Annotated in this window: 12 protein-coding genes; 5 read left to right on the top strand and 7 right to left on the bottom strand. The window is 42.2% G+C overall.

Annotated elements, in window-relative coordinates; all coding sequences use genetic code 11:
- Positions 1-49: 49 nt before the first annotated feature.
- The gene (locus GSQ19_RS11295; protein WP_185478858.1) at positions 50-742 is read right to left on the bottom strand and encodes a hypothetical protein; all 693 of its coding nucleotides are present in this window, start codon (positions 740-742) and stop codon (positions 50-52) included.
- Between the two features lie 721 nt (positions 743-1463).
- On the opposite strand from GSQ19_RS11295, the gene acs reads away from it, so the two are divergent.
- A complete protein-coding gene (gene acs, locus GSQ19_RS11290) occupies positions 1464-3437 on the top strand; it encodes an acetate--CoA ligase (protein WP_011318049.1) in 1974 nt (657 codons plus the stop codon).
- A gap of 108 nt (positions 3438-3545) precedes the next feature.
- Here the strand turns inward: acs and GSQ19_RS11285 are convergent, their stop codons facing one another.
- Together GSQ19_RS11285 and GSQ19_RS11280 are read right to left on the bottom strand one after the other, a co-directional pair.
- Positions 3546-4616: an IS630-like element ISAva6 family transposase gene (locus GSQ19_RS11285; protein WP_011316335.1), complete on the bottom strand. Its 1071-nt coding sequence runs from the start codon at positions 4614-4616 to the stop codon at positions 3546-3548.
- Positions 4617-4942: 326 nt separating this feature from the next.
- On the bottom strand, positions 4943-6232 hold the full coding sequence (locus tag GSQ19_RS11280) for a Glu/Leu/Phe/Val family dehydrogenase (RefSeq protein WP_011318048.1): 1290 nt from the start codon (positions 6230-6232) through the stop codon (positions 4943-4945).
- A 558-nt stretch (positions 6233-6790) separates the two neighbouring features.
- Here GSQ19_RS11280 and GSQ19_RS11275 point away from each other — a divergent pair.
- The 3 genes from GSQ19_RS11275 to GSQ19_RS11265 all read left to right on the top strand — a co-directional run bounded on the left by GSQ19_RS11275 (position 6791) and on the right by GSQ19_RS11265 (position 9904).
- Positions 6791-7978: a HetZ-related protein 2 gene (locus tag GSQ19_RS11275; protein ID WP_041456033.1), complete on the top strand. Its 1188-nt coding sequence runs from the start codon at positions 6791-6793 to the stop codon at positions 7976-7978.
- 214 nt (positions 7979-8192) lie between these two features.
- Positions 8193-8459 (top strand): hypothetical protein, encoded by a 267-nt coding sequence (locus GSQ19_RS11270; protein WP_185478977.1) that lies wholly within the window; start codon positions 8193-8195, stop codon positions 8457-8459.
- Between the two features lie 320 nt (positions 8460-8779).
- Entirely contained in the window at positions 8780-9904 is a 1125-nt protein-coding gene (locus tag GSQ19_RS11265) for a Gfo/Idh/MocA family protein (RefSeq protein WP_011318045.1), read from the top strand.
- A gap of 307 nt (positions 9905-10211) precedes the next feature.
- Here the strand turns inward: GSQ19_RS11265 and petJ are convergent, their stop codons facing one another.
- The 3 genes from petJ to GSQ19_RS11250 all read right to left on the bottom strand — a co-directional run bounded on the left by petJ (position 10212) and on the right by GSQ19_RS11250 (position 12666).
- On the bottom strand, positions 10212-10547 hold the full coding sequence (petJ, locus tag GSQ19_RS11260) for a cytochrome c6 PetJ (RefSeq protein WP_011318044.1): 336 nt from the start codon (positions 10545-10547) through the stop codon (positions 10212-10214).
- Positions 10548-10801: 254 nt separating this feature from the next.
- The gene (locus GSQ19_RS11255; protein ID WP_011318043.1) at positions 10802-11296 is read right to left on the bottom strand and encodes a GNAT family N-acetyltransferase; all 495 of its coding nucleotides are present in this window, start codon (positions 11294-11296) and stop codon (positions 10802-10804) included.
- Positions 11297-11493: 197 nt separating this feature from the next.
- Positions 11494-12666, bottom strand: a complete 1173-nt coding sequence (locus GSQ19_RS11250; protein ID WP_041456032.1) for an RpoD/SigA family RNA polymerase sigma factor — start codon at positions 12664-12666, stop codon at positions 11494-11496.
- Between the two features lie 800 nt (positions 12667-13466).
- Between GSQ19_RS11250 and priA the strand changes: the two genes are divergently transcribed.
- Positions 13467-16016, top strand: a complete 2550-nt coding sequence (gene priA, locus GSQ19_RS11245) for a primosomal protein N' (protein ID WP_011318041.1) — start codon at positions 13467-13469, stop codon at positions 16014-16016.
- Here priA and GSQ19_RS11240 read toward each other — a convergent pair.
- Positions 16002-17528: an FAD-dependent oxidoreductase gene (locus GSQ19_RS11240; RefSeq protein ID WP_011318040.1), complete on the bottom strand. Its 1527-nt coding sequence runs from the start codon at positions 17526-17528 to the stop codon at positions 16002-16004. The two genes, priA and GSQ19_RS11240, sit on opposite strands and share 15 nt — an antisense overlap.
- Positions 17529-17964: the final 436 nt, after the last annotated feature.

The following is a 17964-nucleotide window of genomic DNA, read 5'->3' as shown; positions in this document are numbered from 1 at the left end:
AATTAGATAGTTGACAGCAGAAGTTTTAAGTATCGGACTTTCAAGATAATTAAGAGAAATTTAAGTACTTACCACCAGCAAGGTAATCACTGTTATAAAGTGCTACATTAACTAATTGGTTGACAAAATTAGCGTCTTGAGGGTTGTAACTTAAAAATAACCCTCTTTGTATTTCCCACGATCGCAATGTGTTTTCCCAAGCCTGGTATTTTTGTTGATGCAATTCTTTACTGACGCTGGTAACTTGAACACACAATGGTTGTTGGTTATGATTACTAACAATTAAATCAGTTGCCATCGAAAGGTCTGCTATGTAGCGCTGCCAAAAACTCCCGTCTCGACTGGCAATATCTTGCGCTATTGATTTAATGATATCATCATCGCCTTGATTAAACTCTCCTGCCATCAATTTTTGTTTCCAAATGTAGAACTTGGAGTCACTAGCATTAATCCATTTGGGAAACAGATAACCGTACCAATATCTTTCATTAGCAGTCATCTGGGCAAATTTTGCCTGTTGTTCTTCTGGGGAAGGTAATGATTTAACTATCAGCCAAATGGTAGAGTCGGTAATTACCTCTAAAAGAAACGCCAAGACATAGGGCTTTGCTGTCAGAGAACCTGGCTTGATATTTTTTACCCAACGATTAATTTCATCCAATCTTCTGGCTAAATTGGGGTCTATAGATGATGACTGCTCAATGAGGGAATGGAGTTTGTCCTTAATGTCTTTTGCTTGCAAACTATGGCTAACTTTCAAGAACTTACGCTTTTTTCCAATTTATACCTAAATTTTACTGACTACTAACTTATTTAACAAAAATATCAAATGTATCTTCATACAACACATCAACCTAAATAGATTAATTTGTTTAAGCAGTAGTAGAGTTCACCCTTGAGGGATAAAAATTAATAGCTAACTATTATATCATCTAAGCGTTATCCATTGTTTTCCCTGTAATAATTTTGCGTCACGACACCATAGCTTGTGACCAAATATCACTAATAATAGTGATGATTGGTGATGATCTGCGATCGCTCATTCATGTAGCCTCTATCTTCAGACACCCTCCACCACCTAGAGAAGACCATAGCCACTTACTTGAATTATCGATTGTATAAATATAAACATCGATTGTTTCGACCTCCTAATAGGGACTTCCAGATAAAAAAATATCCAAATGTAGGGTGCGTCAGTACGGGAAAATTTAGCTGTACCACGAAATTATTCATACTGACGCACCCTACTAACACAGCCCTCACGATGGATTGTGCAACCTACGCTTACCTACAGCACAGGGAATTTTCGTAGACTGATAACATCATCCTTGCTTAACTGTCGAGGTCATAATGATAATAACTAGGCAATTGCCCCTTACTTAGCTTAATGAAAATCTAAATATTGTTGGACACAACTCCGATAAAAATAGTTTTCAGTAACAATACTACTCATCCTTATAACTATGTCTCAGCCAACTATAGAGTCAATTCTGCAAGAAAAACGTTTATTTCATCCCAGTGCCGAGTTTTCCCAAAATGCCCAGATTAAAAGTCTAGAAGATTACCAACGTCTCTACGACAAAGCCAAAGCTGATCCGCAAAAATTTTGGGCAGAATTAGCCGAAACAGAACTGCACTGGTTCCAAAAATGGGACACAGTATTAGATTGGCAAGCACCTTTCGCTAAGTGGTTTGTGGGTGGGAAGATTAACATTTCCTACAACTGTTTAGATAGACATCTCACAACTTGGCGGAAAAATAAAGCTGCTTTGATTTGGGAAGGGGAACCAGGGGATTCCCGTACTTTAACTTATGCCCAATTACATCGGGAAGTTTGCCAGTTCGCCAACGTCTTGAAACAACTGGGAGTGCAGAAAGGCGATCGCGTCGGTATTTATATGCCGATGATTCCCGAAGCGGCGATCGCCATGTTAGCCTGCGCGAGAATTGGCGCACCTCATAGCGTGGTATTTGGTGGGTTCAGTGCGGAAGCCTTGCGCGATCGCTTAATTGATGCCCAAGCCAAGGTAGTAGTTACAGCTGATGGTGGGTGGCGTAAAGATGCGATCGTTCCCTTGAAAGAACAGGTAGACAAAGCCTTGGCTGATGGTGCTGTTCCATCTGTAGAAAACGTCCTGGTTGTCAAGCGTACCGGACAAGATATTTATATGCAGTTGGGAGGACGAGATCATTGGTGGCACGATTTACAAAAAGGCGCATCCGCCGACTGTCCCGCCGAACCAATGGATAGCGAAGACTTGCTATTTGTCCTCTACACTTCCGGTAGCACAGGCAAACCCAAAGGCGTTGTCCATACCACTGGTGGTTATAACTTATATACCCACATGACCACCAAATGGATTTTCGACCTACAAGACACAGATGTATATTGGTGTACCGCCGATGTAGGTTGGATTACTGGACATAGTTACATAGTCTACGGCCCCCTCTCCAACGGTGCAACCACACTGATGTATGAAGGTGCGCCTCGTGCCTCCAATCCTGGTTGTTTCTGGGATGTAATTGAAAAATACGGCGTGAACATTTTCTACACCGCACCCACCGCAATTCGCGCCTTTATTAAAATGGGTGAACACCATCCCAACGCCCGCAACCTTTCTTCCTTAAGATTATTAGGAACTGTTGGTGAACCAATTAACCCAGAAGCTTGGATGTGGTATCACAAAGTTATTGGTGGCGATCGCTGCCCCATCGTTGATACTTGGTGGCAAACTGAAACTGGCGGTATCATGATTACCCCTCTACCAGGGGCAATTTCCACTAAACCCGGTTCCGCTACCCTTCCCTTCCCTGGCATCCTGGCCGACATAGTTGATTTAGATGGTAACACTGTACCCCAAAACGAAGGTGGTTACTTAGCAGTGCGTTATCCCTGGCCGGGAATGATGCGGACTGTTTACGGCGATCCTGAACGCTTCCGCCGCACCTACTGGGAACATATACCCCCCAAAGATGGCAACTATACTTACTTTGCTGGCGATGGCGCGAGAAAAGATGAAGACGGCTATTTCTGGGTAATGGGACGAGTGGATGATGTATTGAATGTGTCAGGACACCGCCTCGGCACAATGGAAGTAGAATCAGCCCTAGTTTCTCACCCAGCCGTTGCCGAAGCAGCAGTAGTGGGTAAACCAGATGACTTAAAAGGCGAAGAAGTGGTAGCTTTTGTCACCCTAGAAGGAACTTATCAAGCCAGCGATGACTTGAGTAAGGTACTCAAACAACACGTAGTTCAAGAAATCGGGGCGATCGCTCGTCCTGGGGAAATTCGCTTTACCGACGCATTACCCAAGACGCGATCGGGTAAAATCATGCGGCGCTTACTGCGAAATCTCGCCGCCGGACAAGAAGTTTCTGGCGATACTTCCACTCTGGAAGATAGAAGTGTTTTAGATAAATTACGGGAAGGTGCGTAATTAAAATACAAAGGTGCGTTATGGAAATTAGTCCTAACGCACCGAAAATTGAGGAGAGTAGGGAGTAATACTAAATTGGGAAAGGAAGTATTAATTGAATAACTGAGGTCAAATTTGGCAAATCCAATCAAACCCAACCTTGCCATGAACAATTTGAGGGTGAGACATTAACCATTGACAACGAGAAATTAACACAGTTTCTAGTTCATCGAGAGTAGAAAACATCTGATTAGCAACAGCTTCACGTAGAAGCGACCAAACACACTCAGTCGGTTGGAGTTGAGGTGTATAAGCAGGCAGAGGAAACAGAATGATACCAGCTGGCAACATTAATTGTTTACTGGTATGCCAACCAGCTTGATCAACAAGCAAAACAATGATTTTGTGATGATGAGGATTGACTTCAGCGGCAAAAGCATCTAAAGCCATTTGCATGACAGCAATGTTGACTCTGGGTAAAATCAAGAAAAAACTCTCGCCAGTAGCTGGATGGACAAATCCATAAGTATAAAGCCATTGGTAACGAGTGCGATGCACAGCATTGGGACGATGACCTACTGGTGTCCAAACTCGACGGACGATGGGTTTGAGGCCTAATCGAGCTTCATCTTCTGCCCAAACTTCAACTGATTTGTGCGGATGGAGGAAACGTAACAATCGCACAAACTCCGTTAACTCAGTTTTAAACATCTGTCTTTGAACAAAAGTTGCCGCCTCAGTATGCAGAGGTCGTGGTTGTTGCAGACTAAATCCTAGCCTTTTGAGGTAATCCCAAGCTGTAGTGACATGGAGTGTAATTCCAAACTGTACTCGGATCAATTCCCCTACTTTTGGCGCACTCCATAACCCCCCATCTTCTGGTGGTGAAGCTAACCTTTGGCGCAACCACTGTTGTTGCTCGTTTGTGAGTGCAAGTTTTTTTCCTCCTGGTTTCAGTTTCTGTTGATTGATGATTCCGTTTGCTCCTAGCTTGTTGTATCGCCGCACGATTTTTCTCACCCAGTCCCCTGAGAATCCCACAATCTCTGCTACCTTTTGCGCTGACAACTGTGGTTGTTGATTGAGCAATTTAATCACTAACCATCGGGTTTTCTCTTGTGCATCTTCACATCGGCGATAACTTTGTTCTATTTCTTCTGTTGATAGATGCTCTGTTAGTTTTATCCTGGGACGTACCATTTTTCTAGCCTTTTTCCCTCTGCTTCAAATGATACTACCTTTCCCTATTCAGTATAATACCAATTTGAAAAAAGAAGGCGACAAATAAACTATCTGTAGAGACGCGATAAATCGCGTCTCTACAGATGATGTGTTGCCATTATTAATTGAATTGGTATAAAGTCCGGCGTTGCATAAATGTAGGATGATTTCTATCACGCAGTAGACGCTTTGCGGCTACTCTACGAGAACGCTAAGAGCGAACCCGCAGGGTGGCGCAGAGGCGCAGAGAGAATAAAGAGTTTATTTCATAACCAGTCCCCAATCCCCAATCCCCAATCCCCCCATCAAGGATAAAGACCGCGATCGCTCAACGCTTGAGCAACCCTACCTACACCCAAGGTATAAGCGGCTAATCGCAAAGGAACTTGCCGCATCTGCGACTGTTTAATCACTTGATGATAAGCTTGCACCATCAAGTGTTCCATTTCCCGGTTGACACGCTCCTCATCCCAAAACAGGTAGGAAAGACCTTGTACCCACTCTAAATAACTCACCACCACGCCCCCAGCATTCGCCAAGATGTCTGGCAGTACAGTCACACCCCGCCCCTCTAGAACTCGGTTAGCCTCCAAAGTTACCGGGCCATTAGCAGCTTCCGCGACAATTTGCGCCTGTATCTGGTCTACATTTTCTTCAGTGATTTGGTTTTCTAAAGCTGCGGGAATCAAAACATCGCAAGGTAAAGTTAGCAACTCTGCATTACTAATTGCTACTGCTTGGGGAAAACCCACAATACTTCGATGATTTTCCGCAGCGTAGGCTTTTAACGCTGGAATATCGAGACCATCAGCCGCAAATAAACCTCCTGCACCTGTAGAAACAGCAAGAATTTTGGCTCCAGCTTGGTACAGCAATTCAGCCGCAGCACCGCCTACATTGCCAAAACCTTGAATAACTACTTTTACTCCCTCTAAAGTTCTGCCCATATCCGCCAGTGCTTCACGGACAATAATCATTACACCCCGTCCAGTTGCCATTTCTCTTCCCCGTGAACCACCAATGGAAATTGGCTTACCTGTGACAACCCCTGGGACTGCGTGACCAACATTCACAGAGTAAGTATCCATCATCCAAGCCATCTCACGGGCAGAAGTTCCCACATCTGGCGCTGGTATATCTACGGCAGGGCCGATATCTTTAATCAATTCGCTTGTATAACGACGCGTAATTTTCTCTAATTCACCTACGCTGTAGTGTTGGGGATTTATAGCAATACCTCCCTTCGCACCACCATAAGGAATACCCAGTAGCGCACATTTCCAAGTCATTAGCATTGCCAGAGCAGATACTTCTCTCAATGTCACAGCTGGATGGTAACGTGTTCCGCCTTTGTAGGGGCCTAATATATCAGAATGCTGTACTCGGTGTCCTGCTAGTACCCGGATATCGCCGTTATCTAATCTCACAGGAATAGAGACTGTCACAACTTTACGTGGGTGACTGAGAATTTCCAGCGTCCCTTGATCTAACCTCAACTCTTTTGCAGCTGCTTCTAAGTAGCTACAAGCTTGATCAAATGGACAAATATGGGCTGGACTAGCACCTTCCAACGGTAGGGTAGGCATTGAAACCATATGATTTTCTCCTATTCGCAGCATTTTTGCGAATCAGATATATATGCCTAGCTTATCTTTGGTTTTCCAGAAAAATGGTAATTTTGTAGTTTTTGTTACATTTTTATTGCGCTGTGTGTCAGTTGTTAGTTGTTTTGGATCTGGTTTAATACCCCATCCCCAAAAATTCAAGATTATCGTCGCTAAATTCCCTGAAATGAAACTTATATGGCTAAAATAGCGTCTGAATAGGAGTGTATTATTTCCGCTCCTCTGGGTACAAAATGTTAGTTTTTCTAAACGCTTCTCAAAAAATTAAGCATCTGCACTTACTCTGGGTAAATGCCCCATCCGTGATTCCAACTCATAAGTTTACAAAATTTTAATTTCGCCTAGATTGAAGCAAATGCTTGATATATATAGATTTCCGCGACTTGAAGACGAACAAAAATCCAGAACAAGATAAATTTCTGCATAAAATTCGTCAATAAAGACGTAATAACAATGGAATCGTTGATACGTCTTCATCAAGATGACGGACTCACGGCGATTTGCTGGCTCACAAGATAAGTGCGACAAATGGGGGTTGTGATGCAAACTTTAAAACAGGGTTTCGAGGAGCGCAATCTCGCTATGGCAACGGAAGCAGAAAAACTAGCGCAATTTTGGCGCAAGCGGCTAGCTGCGGAGTGTCCAGAACAAAATGTGGCTGCAATAGAAAGTATTATTCTCTGGCTGTTAGGTCGTGATGCACAACGGTTGGATCTACTCAACCCTAAAGAACTTGAGATTGCCAAGCAAGCGATGGAATATCGCTGGAAGATTTTAAGTCAACGCTACTTGGGTGTAGGTCGAGAACGTGCTTATCGTAACTTGATCACTCGGCTGGGAAGTTTAGTCACATTACGGAATAAAATTCAAACCTGGATTGCTCTTAGCCGCGATCGCCAACGTGGTGTTCTTGACGTATTACAAGAGATAATACAAGAATTGCTACAGAATGATACTTACATCCAGCAGCAAATGGCGCACATCGCAGAAGTTGCTCTAGATAAGAGACTCAAAGATACTTTACTATTTGCCACTGTAGAAGAATATTGCTTGCGACCAGTACGCAATCAACCCTTGTTAGTGTACCGTTTTGTCAACTACCTACGCCGTTCTCAACGCGGTGGGTTAACCCAAGTCCCTGGTGGTGACTTAGTTAGGCTAGTTTCCGAAGAAGTCTTGACTGACGACAACGACAATCGAGTTAACCTTGTAGATAATCAAGCGATCGCCGAATATCAAGAAGCACAGCAAATAGAAGAACAACAAGCACTGCGCCAGACAGTGCAACAAGAGTTTGCCAACTACTTACAAGAAAACCTGGGAGCAGACGCAGTAGAATGGCTAAAACTGTATTTACAAGGCAAAACCCAAGACGAAATCGCCAAGAAATTAAATAAACCAATCAAAGAAATTTATCGACTGCGAGAAAAAATCAGCTACCATGCAGTACGTGTATTCGCCCTTAAGGGTAAACCAGAACTCGTAGATAACTGGCTGGCTATTTCCTTACAGGAAAATAACTTGGGTTTAACACAAAACCAATGGCAAGAACTCCACGAAAAACTAACCCCCATTGGCCGACAAATCTTGGATTTGCGAAAATCAGGTAACTCCATAGAAGCTGTAGCCCAACAATTAAATCTCAAACAGCATCAAGTCATGGGCGAATGGACTAAAGTCTATCTCGCAGCTCAAGCCATCAGAACGCAAGAGTAACTATGGTGAGTGCTAAATACGGAGAACTGAGAACTGAGTGCTGAGGACTGAGTAGTGTTAGCAAGGTGAGGCGTAAGCCCTTGCTGAGTAAAAATTCTAGCCTCTAGCCTCTAGCTTCTTGGCAATGTTAAATATATTTATTTTATAAAAATTCCTGAGCATCAAACTTTAGGTAGAATTCCGCAATTGTCACCAGGACAATTGGATGTATATCATGTCATCTTTAACTAGAAATTCATTATCTGGTAGTTGTTCTTTATATGGTGACCTACTACCAAAACTATTTTTATACTATCTTGCTCCTCCTATGGCTGATAAACACCACAAAATTAAATTTCCTCTTTGGCAATATCTCAATCAACCATTGTTCAACCGCGACTTAGAACTTAATCCCCGACGTTTCGCCTACAGTTGGCGCATTGGAATGTTAAAACGGTGCTGGAGTAAGGAATGTGATGCCAAAGGGCCACAACAGCATTGAGGATGTTTAAGCTATAAAGAGGCAAGGGAGCAGGGAGCAGGGAGCAAGGGGGATGAATTGAGACGGAAGCTCAGACTCCGCCCCAATTAAGCGTCCTTCTCGGACGGGGCTTCCGTGTTTCGCTTCTCTACGAGACGCTACGCATAGCTTGCTTCCACGAAGTGGTACGCACTCGCGTTGGAGGAAAAGGCTTGCTCCCCCTGCTCCTGTTCCCCCTAACTCTTCCGGTCAACAGTCAACACGAAAAGATTGCTGAAGATGTTACGCCTAGCTTGCTTCGCCGTAGAATTACACTATAAATTTTCAGTTATTTAAAGTTTATGGTGTCTGGATTACAAGCAAATCAGGGTAAAATTGGAATAGCGATCGCTGGGACTGGTTTTGGTCAAAAAGTTCACATACCCGCCTTTCAAGCCCATCATCGTACTGATATAGTTGCGATTTATCACCGTGATATTCATAAAGCTAAAGCAATTGCCGAAGCAAACAATATTCCCCATGCCTTTGACACTATAGTTGATATTGTTAATCTGCCAGAAGTACAAGCAGTCAGTATCGCTACACCACCTTTCCTGCATTATGAAATGGGGAAAACAGTATTGCAAGCAGGAAAACATTTACTGCTAGAAAAGCCTGTCACCCTGAATGTGGCTGAAGCACAAGAATTGTATCAATTAGCGCAAAAGCAAGGTGTGATTGCCACTGTAGATTTTGAGTTTCGTTTTGTCCCTGCATGGCAACTATTCGCTGAACTTTTATCATCAGGTTATGTAGGAACCCCTCGCCTGATTAGAATTGATTGGTTGGGTTCTTCTCGTGCCGATACTTCCCGCCCTTGGAACTGGTATTCTTCTAAGGAAAAGGGTGGTGGTGCGTTAGGTTCCTTAGGTTCCCACGCTTTTGATTATATTTATTGGCTATTTGGGTCAGTCCGCAGATTAAATGCCCATTTGACTACAGCCATTCCTCAACGGGTTGACCCTGCTAGCGGTGAATTAAAAGCAGTGGAGACAGATGATACTTGTCTGCTGTCACTAGAATTAGCAAATGGTACGCCTTGCCAAGTGACTATCAGTGCTGCTGTTCATGCTTCTAGAACACACTGGATAGAAGTATATGGCGATCGCGGTACTTTAGTAATTGGTAGTGAAAATCAAAAAGACTACATCCACGGTTTTCGCGTTTGGGGTTCCCAACCAGGTCAACCTCTTCAAGAAATCGAAATCCCGCCCAAATTACTATTCCCCCAACATTACACTGACGGACGCATTTGTGCATTCTTGCGGGTAGTAGACCAATGGGTACAAGGAATTGATCAGCAAAAGCCAGTAGTACCATCTTTAAAAGAAGGTATTTATTCCCAGTTATTAATGGATTTATCTCATCAATCTCATACAACTGGTAGCTGGGTAGATGTGCCAAATGTTGAAGATTATCTTATTTAAGTTAGGACTTATGTGTAAGGGTTTAAGGGTTTAAGGGTTTAAGGGTTTATGGCTGTAGGGGTATAAAACATTTATTTTGAATTTTGAATTTTGTAGCTTTAGCTTTCCTTCGGAACGCTACCGCGAACCCGCAGGGTATTTTGAATTGATTCATACCCCTATACACTTTTCTAAACCCTTGATGTGTAAGTTCTATTAAGAATTAATGATTCTTGTGCTTTCCACTTATTACTCATAACTCTGATGACAAAAATAGCGGGATTATTGTCCCGCTATCTGTTAGTCAGTTTTGCTTGTGAAGTGGAATTTACTTCCAACTCTTATCGGCTTGTCCTAGTACATAAGCAGCTACATCTTCAATTTGGTCAGGTTTTAAACGACCTTTGAAAGCAGGCATGGCGTTCTTACCGTTTGTTACCTGGGCAATAATTGCCTCTGCTGAGTACATACCAAACTTTTCCAAGTCTTCTTTCTTCAGAGTTTTCTGGGCTTGAACCAAATTCTTGCCACCTGCATGACAAGAAGCACAGTTAGCACTGAATATCTTGGCTCCGTTTGCTACGTCTGCTGCTAATGCAGGGCTACTGAAGGCAAAAGTGAAGAGTGCTATGCCTAACAGTACTAGGGAAAAAATCTTTTTCATGTCGCGTTCTCTCTGCAAATAAGGCTCATTCAGACCAATATCATCCTAAATTATTGTCAGTTGAGCTGCTGTCATAGTCAAATGACAGGCTGTCAAACTTCAATAGTTGCTTGTCAGTTGTCCATAGTCCATAGTCCATAGTTATTCTTTTTTACTTCCCTTGCTCCCCCTGCTCCCCCTGCTCCTCTGCTCCCCCTGCTCCTCTGCTCCCCTGCCCCTCTGCTCCCCCTGCTTCCCCTGCTCCCCTGCCTTCTTCACTTCCCCTCGGCTAATTGGCTGATTGCTTCTTCTGTAACGCGGCAAATTCGCCAATCATCTAATATTGTTGCTCCCATGTGGCGGTAAAATGCTTGGGCTGATTCATTCCAGTCCAGAACGCTCCATTCTAGCCGTCCACAATCCCGTTCGACCGCTATTTGGGCTAATTTAGTGAGGAGTGCTTTACCAATGCCTTGTCGTCGATATTCGGGTAGGACAAACAAGTCTTCTAGATAAATGCCTGGCTTGGTGAGAAAGGTAGAGTAATTATGAAAAAATAAGGCAAACCCTACGGCTTGACCTGCGGATTCCGCTAAAATTGCTTCAACGTATCTTTGGGAGCCAAATAAATGCTCTTGAAGTGCAAGAACGTTGCCAGTTACAGCATGAGTTAATTTTTCGTACTCTGCTAGCGCTTTAATTAAGCCAAACAATGTTTCGCTGTCAGCAAGTTCAGCAAAACGTACAGTCAAATCGTTACCCACAGTCATTTATTCATAGTCGATAGTCCACAGTCAATAGTTTAAGCGATCGCCTACGGTGGGTGGAACGCCATCGCCTCTAACGGGGTGCGTGTGTCCCGTAATTTCTTTAACTCATGACTCTTAGCAGAATAAAAAATGGTCAGGTTAGTTATGAACCCTAAGTAAAAATACTAAAATCCCAACTCTGATTCCCAGTTTCTAGCTCAAATTAACCAACCCTTCAGACGTTTGGCTATGTGAGGACGGCGTAATTTACGCATGGCTTTGCTTTGAATTTGGCGGACTCGTTCGCGGGATAAGTTGAACATATTTCCGACTTCCTCCAGGGTGCAAGGTTCGCTAGTTGTCAAACCATAGCGTAGAGAAATTACGTCTTTTTCTCTGGGAGTGAGGACATCACCTAAAACTTCCCAAATCTCCTGACGCATCATATTTTCGTTCATTTTTGCTTCCGGAGATAAGTTATCCTCATCTTCTAATAAATCCATCAGTTCGGTATCTTCTTCTTTACCGACACGATGGTTTAAAGATAGGGCTTGTCGCCGGAGTTGTTGCAGTTGGCGCAGTTGGGGGACGCTAATTTCCAAAGCTTCGGCCATTTCTGCTTCGGAAGGGTTGCGGCTGAATTTTTGTTTGAGTTCCCGTTGGGCTTTTTTGAGTTTGTTGAGTTTTTCTACAATATGGATGGGTAGGCGGATGGTTCTGGCATCATTAGCGATCGCTCTCGTAATTGCTTGTCTAATCCACCAGTAAGCGTAAGTAGAAAACTTATATCCTTTATCGGGGTCAAATTTCTCTGTAGCTCGATTCAATCCCATTGCACCTTCTTGAATTAAATCTAGAAAAGGTACTCCCCGATTCAGATAACGCTTGGCAATTGATACTACTAATCTCAAGTTCGAGCGAATCATTTTACGTTTCGCCACTCGACCTTGATACAATCGATTTTCTAATTGTTTTTCTGTTATCTCTAGTTGAGCAGCTACTTGGGCTTTTGTTGGATGTAGCCCTAGTTGCAATTGCAAATCTGCTTGTAAATCTCTAACTTCTTCTAAAAATCTGACTCTTCTGGCTAATTCTACCTCTTCATCGGGTTTTAGCAGTGGATAACGTGCCATTTCTTTAAAGAACGCACCTACTGCATCATCATGCTCGGTTTTATTGTAGCCCGAAGGCCGGGCAGCAGCCATTTCATCCCCGCTATCACGTTCCTCTGAGTCTAAATTGTCTGTTATTGGGGGTTCTTCTTCTATTATCAGTTCTAAGGCATCGAGAGAGTGTTCTTCATGTTCTACAACACTTTCTATTATTTCCATTGTTCCCAATTCAGCAATATTCATAGTTTCCTTGAGGGATTCATGCTTTGTTTGGTACATAATTTCATGACAGCTGTTAACTACTGAGAATGGTTGGTTTTCCTAACTAAAATCATGTTTCCTAAGTAGCAATTTTTAGGTTCATGTAATTAATTTCTAGCAGTTAGGAACAACTCCTAGCCGCCTGTTTATAGCTGCTACTATATTAGAATTCTCGAAAATATTTAGTTTTGCACCCAAATTTTATTTTCTCAGTTTCCAACAGATATATTGCTTATTTTTTTATTAATCATTTAATCTGTTAAACCCCCTCAACCTTTCTCTAAATTAACAATTAGAAAAAAACATGGGAAAAGTCCCCTTTATTTTTAATAATTATATACTTTTATAAAGTTTTCTAGCTTTATTCGTTGAGAGACATAACTGCAATCATAATATTTGTTGGTTTAAAGTTAATCAGTTGCTTGGTTATTTTCTTAAATGCTAATAGTTAGGCAAGTTACTAATCCCACAAAATTGTTTGTATAAAAGCATCTCATAGAGACAAAGGAATGAATATCTATCAATGGGCGGAAAAAAGGCTATTCCCTATTTAGTAGTTATGTGAACTATTTCAGAAATAGGCAGGTAGATAGTTTTATTTTTTATATTGGACTTCAAATATTTATTGCACGTATGGTTAGTTTTAATTTGTCTAGTAGATTACATAAGAGGAAACTTATCAAGTATTATAACTAATAAAAGTATTTTGAATTACAATTTTATTCTAAAGAAAGAAAAATTAAAATATAACGAGCTAAGGTAACTTTTTTACATGAGTTTAAAGCAATAGGAATATTTATCTTTAAAATTCAAGAACTATGTATATTAATGACATCAATTCTCCCGATTTAGTAGTGAATGAAAATCAGGAATTCTACCGAGTAACAACCAATAAAAATCAGTATGTCGAAGTATTAGTAGACTTTCCTGGCAATTCAGGATTATTCACTTACCGAATACCAAGTCAGTTAGAAATCAGACCAGGAGATATATTAAGTGTACCTTTTGGCTCCCAGCAATTGGGAGCGATCGCTATTCGGTTATTGGCAGAACCCAATATTGATCTAGCACAGGACAAGATACGGGAAGTGGAGGATGTAGTAACTTCTGGGTTTTTTGCTAGTGCTTATTGGGAATTATTAAATAGAGTAGCGTCATATTACTACACGCCTTTAATTCAGGTAATCAGAGTAGCATTACCACCAGGATTATTGGGGCGATCGCAACGTCGCGTCCGCTTGATCAAAAGACAAAATGAGCAACTATCAGTTGCTTTTTTAAGCCCCCCAGCACAGCAAATTCTTCAATTACTACAATCCCAACCATCAGGAGATTATAGTTTCCATTATTTGCAACAAAAAGTTAAAGCTACTTATCGAGGGATGCGGGAATTATTACGCATAGGTTTAGTAGAAAGTTACTTAGAACCGCCCCGGACAAATCGCCCAAAACTGCAAAAAGCAGTCATATTAATTGATACAGTTGACCGTGATTTAACCAATCGCCAAAGGGAGATTTTGGAAGTATTGCGGAGACGGGGCGGTGAGCTATGGCACAGTGAATTGTTACAAATTTGTAGTACCAGTTCCTCTACCCTAAAGTCGATGGAACAAAAAGGTTACATTGCTATAGAAGAACGAGAAGTATTGCGAACAGAACAAGGGCAAGTATTAGATTTAGATACACCGAAGTTATTAAATATTGCTCAAGAGAATGCCTTAGTAACTATCCATCGGCTGAATGGATTTGCTCAAGTATTGTTGCATGGGGTCACAGGTTCAGGTAAAACCGAAGTATATTTGCAAGCGATCGCTCCCATACTCGCACAAGGCAAATCAGCCCTAGTATTAGTCCCAGAAATCGGCCTCACACCCCAACTCACCGACCGTTTCCGCGCCCGTTTTGGCAATAATAAAATCAGCGTTTATCACAGCGCCCTTTCCGACGGTGAACGTTACGACACTTGGCGGCAAATGCTCACAGGCACACCCCAAATCGTCATCGGCACACGTAGCGCCATTTTCGCGCCTTTACCCAACTTAGGCTTAATTATCCTCGACGAAGAACACGACTCCAGCTTTAAACAAGATTCTCCCATCCCCACCTACCACGCCCGCACCGTCGCCCAATGGCGTGCAGAACTAGAAAACTGTCCCCTGGTTTTAGGTTCTGCCACACCTTCCTTAGAAAGTTGGGTGAGTGTGAGTCAAAATTCAAAATTCAAAATTCAAAATTCAAAATTAACAATTTCCTCATCTCCCTCATCTCCCCCCAGTCCCCAGTCCCTCTACTCCCCTCTCCCCGAACGTATCAACTCCCGCCCTCTACCACCAGTAGAGATAGTTGATATGCGGCAAGAGTTACAGGATGGGAATCGTTCTATATTTAGTCGGTCATTACAAGCAGCTTTACAACACCTGGAACAAACGGGAAGACAGGGGATTTTATTTATTCATCGTCGGGGACATAGTACCTTTGTGTCCTGTCGCAGTTGCGGCTATGTAGTGGAGTGTCCTCACTGTGATGTCTCCCTGGCCTATCACCAAACAGAAGTAGGCGCGCCCCAGCTGTTGCGCTGTCATTACTGTAATTATGTAAGTGTGCATCCCAAACACTGCCCAGAATGTAGTTCACCTTACCTGAAATTTTTTGGTAGCGGTACTCAACGGGTTGCCCAGGAATTAAGCCGACAGTTTCCGGGGTTAAAATACATCCGCTTTGATAGTGACACTACCCGCAACAAAGGCGCACATCGTACCCTACTGACTCAGTTTGCCAATGGGGAAGCGAATTTATTAGTGGGGACGCAAATGTTAACTAAGGGGTTAGATTTGCCCCAGGTGACACTTGTGGGTGTTGTTGCGGCCGATGGACTGTTGAACTTGTCAGATTATCGCGCCAGTGAAAGGGCATTTCAAACCCTGACTCAGGTGGCTGGTAGGGCTGGCAGAGGTGATGACCCTGGGAGGGTGATTATGCAAACTTACACGCCAGAACATCCAGTAATTGAAGCAGTCAGGCATCACGATTATCAATCTTTTGTGCAAGCGGAATTAGAACAACGGCAAGCCCTGAATTATCCGCCTTATGGCAGGTTAATTTTATTGCGGCTGAGTAGCTTCGATCCTATACAAGTACAGAATACAGCTGGTGCGATCGCCACAGTATTAAATGCTAACCCAGGATTTGAATTATTAGGCCCAGCACCAGCTAGTGTGATGCGGGTAGCAAACCGTTATCGCTGGCAGATATTACTCAAGTTTGCCCCCGAAGCACTACCCCAATTACCAGACTGGGACGAAGTACGCCTACTTTGTCCTGATGGTGTCAGCTTAACTATAGATGTAGACCCGTTAAATATTATGTGAGGCTACAAATAGCCAGCGACCACCTGCAACCAACAATCCGCACCCAACTACTAGCCCAAGTATGTATAAAGTCTTGCTAGTACGTTCGACTTTAGCCAAGATTTCTTGGTAGGAAAGCCGATAATTTTGGATGAGGAAAAATGCTGGTGGATGAAATAGGAAAGGTAACAGACGACTAAGCACAAGTCTGAGAAAAAAGTTGATACTCCATAGCCTAGTGCGGAAGGGGTTTTGGCCATATTGCCAGGGAAAGGCGATTTGAGCCAGCTTAGTGACAGCTTTGACATCAGCAAGGCGCAAGGACTCATATAAAGGTAGTGCCTGTGAGAGATTATCATTAGTCTGAGAAAGCGCCTCATTCAAGACACAAACATCTTCCAAAGCCGCATTTACCCCCTGTCCAATATCTGGCGGAAAGCAATGGATAGTGTCGCCTAACAACACTACTCCAACAGCAGAAGTATCCTTACTTTCCGGTTTGTGTCTCAATAAAAATTGCAATCCACCGCAGTATTGGGGTTTAGGGAAATAACCACCTTCACTTTTGGCAAATCTGTCTGCTTCTTCGGGGGACAATATTTTACGAATGGGCAATTGAGGGAAAGATTTCTCGAAAAACCCGTAAATTGCTTCACCATCCTGTAACTTCCACAGTTCATGCTCTGGTAAGGCGATGACATTCGCGGTTCTTGGTTCCTCCGGGTTTTTTACGGGTAGTAAACCGAGACGTAAGTAATGCTGACGACCACGTAAAGCTCCCAAGATAATATAAGCTATTTCGTTCACAGCGTGTTGTTCGCCACGATGATCCAAAGATGGCTTCGGTGGTAAGCTTAACACTTTATACCGCAAACCAGAACTAGCAGAGGGGAACTGCTGCATCTGAAATTTGTGCAATCCAGAAGTGTCCCACTCTGCTAAAGTATTCCGGACAACTGAGCGCAAACCATCACACCCAACTAACAGACTAGGCTCAAATTTGACGAAATTATCGTTACCGACCTGAGCCACAACTTCTAATTTCTCTACTTCATTATTGATAGCTAATTTGTTAATTTTGACACACTTAGCATTGAACATTACTTTTATACAATCCTGCCAGTGCTGTTCAATTTGCTGATATAACATCCCCACAAAAGCTTTTCTGGTAATCCAATATGCAGTTTTTCGTTGAGGGTCTATAATAGGCAATTTTGATGATTTTTGGCTGCCGTTAGGGGCAATTTTCGTTAAATAAAATTCCTGGGATGAAACGCCTAGTGTTGCAAGAATAGGAGTGATTCCTAGATAATCTGTTAACTTTTGTCCCCGACCATCTATTAAATAATTAAATGACTTGTCAGGTTCATAATAATCGGCTGTGGCTCGCTGTTCCAATATAGTAATATTTGTCCAACCGCGTTTAGCTAGAATTAATGCGGTAGCAAGACCTGAAGGGCCTCCACCTATAATTAAGATATTTTGCTGATAATATTTAGGTTCATCAGCTATCAATAATTCTTGTTCTAGCATATATTTTTTAGTTATATTAGCAGGTATTCTTTTTAATATACTAATTCTCAAGTTTTGGTATTTAAATTAAATTCTTGATTGCATAACCAAAAATATTAATCAAACTGAGGGTAGAGAATTTGACTTTTATCATATTTTTTTCTTAAGTATTTATCATCATGCGTGTAATATTATACTTACGTCTTACTTTTGAGCAAGTAAATCTCACAGATTATAAAGTAGCCAATCTTGAGGATGTATTGTATAAACAGATGTATTCACAATCAAAAATATGAGTAAAAGTAAAATTTAAATATTCTTGATGGACACTTTAAACAGTATCCAAGAAATAGTAATGGTTGAAACAAGTAAAGTGTGTAGAGTTAATTGCGGTTCACGGAGAAGTTGCCAAATTGCTCACACTCTCATCAGTAAACAGGTTATTTTTTATATCTAA

It is taken from the genome of Trichormus variabilis 0441, assembly GCF_009856605.1.
Lineage (GTDB): Bacteria > Cyanobacteriota > Cyanobacteriia > Cyanobacteriales > Nostocaceae > Trichormus > Trichormus variabilis.
This window is presented reverse-complemented; position numbering and strand designations above follow the sequence as displayed.

Excerpts from the sequence above, each read along its gene's own strand:
- acs (WP_011318049.1), top strand. The coding sequence starts at position 1,464 with ATGTCTCAGCCAACTATAGAGTCAATTCTGCAAGAAAAACGTTTATTT.
- GSQ19_RS11285 (WP_011316335.1), bottom strand. The coding sequence starts at position 4,616 with ATGGTACGTCCCAGGATAAAACTAACAGAGCATCTATCAACAGAAGAA.
- GSQ19_RS11280 (WP_011318048.1), bottom strand. The coding sequence starts at position 6,232 with ATGGTTTCAATGCCTACCCTACCGTTGGAAGGTGCTAGTCCAGCCCAT.
- GSQ19_RS11275 (WP_041456033.1), top strand. The coding sequence starts at position 6,791 with ATGGGGGTTGTGATGCAAACTTTAAAACAGGGTTTCGAGGAGCGCAAT.
- GSQ19_RS11270 (WP_185478977.1), top strand. The coding sequence starts at position 8,193 with ATGTCATCTTTAACTAGAAATTCATTATCTGGTAGTTGTTCTTTATAT.
- GSQ19_RS11265 (WP_011318045.1), top strand. The coding sequence starts at position 8,780 with ATGGTGTCTGGATTACAAGCAAATCAGGGTAAAATTGGAATAGCGATC.
- petJ (WP_011318044.1), bottom strand. The coding sequence starts at position 10,547 with ATGAAAAAGATTTTTTCCCTAGTACTGTTAGGCATAGCACTCTTCACT.
- GSQ19_RS11255 (WP_011318043.1), bottom strand. The coding sequence starts at position 11,296 with ATGACTGTGGGTAACGATTTGACTGTACGTTTTGCTGAACTTGCTGAC.
- GSQ19_RS11250 (WP_041456032.1), bottom strand. The coding sequence starts at position 12,666 with ATGTACCAAACAAAGCATGAATCCCTCAAGGAAACTATGAATATTGCT.
- priA (WP_011318041.1), top strand. The coding sequence starts at position 13,467 with ATGTATATTAATGACATCAATTCTCCCGATTTAGTAGTGAATGAAAAT.
- GSQ19_RS11240 (WP_011318040.1), bottom strand. The coding sequence starts at position 17,528 with ATGCTAGAACAAGAATTATTGATAGCTGATGAACCTAAATATTATCAG.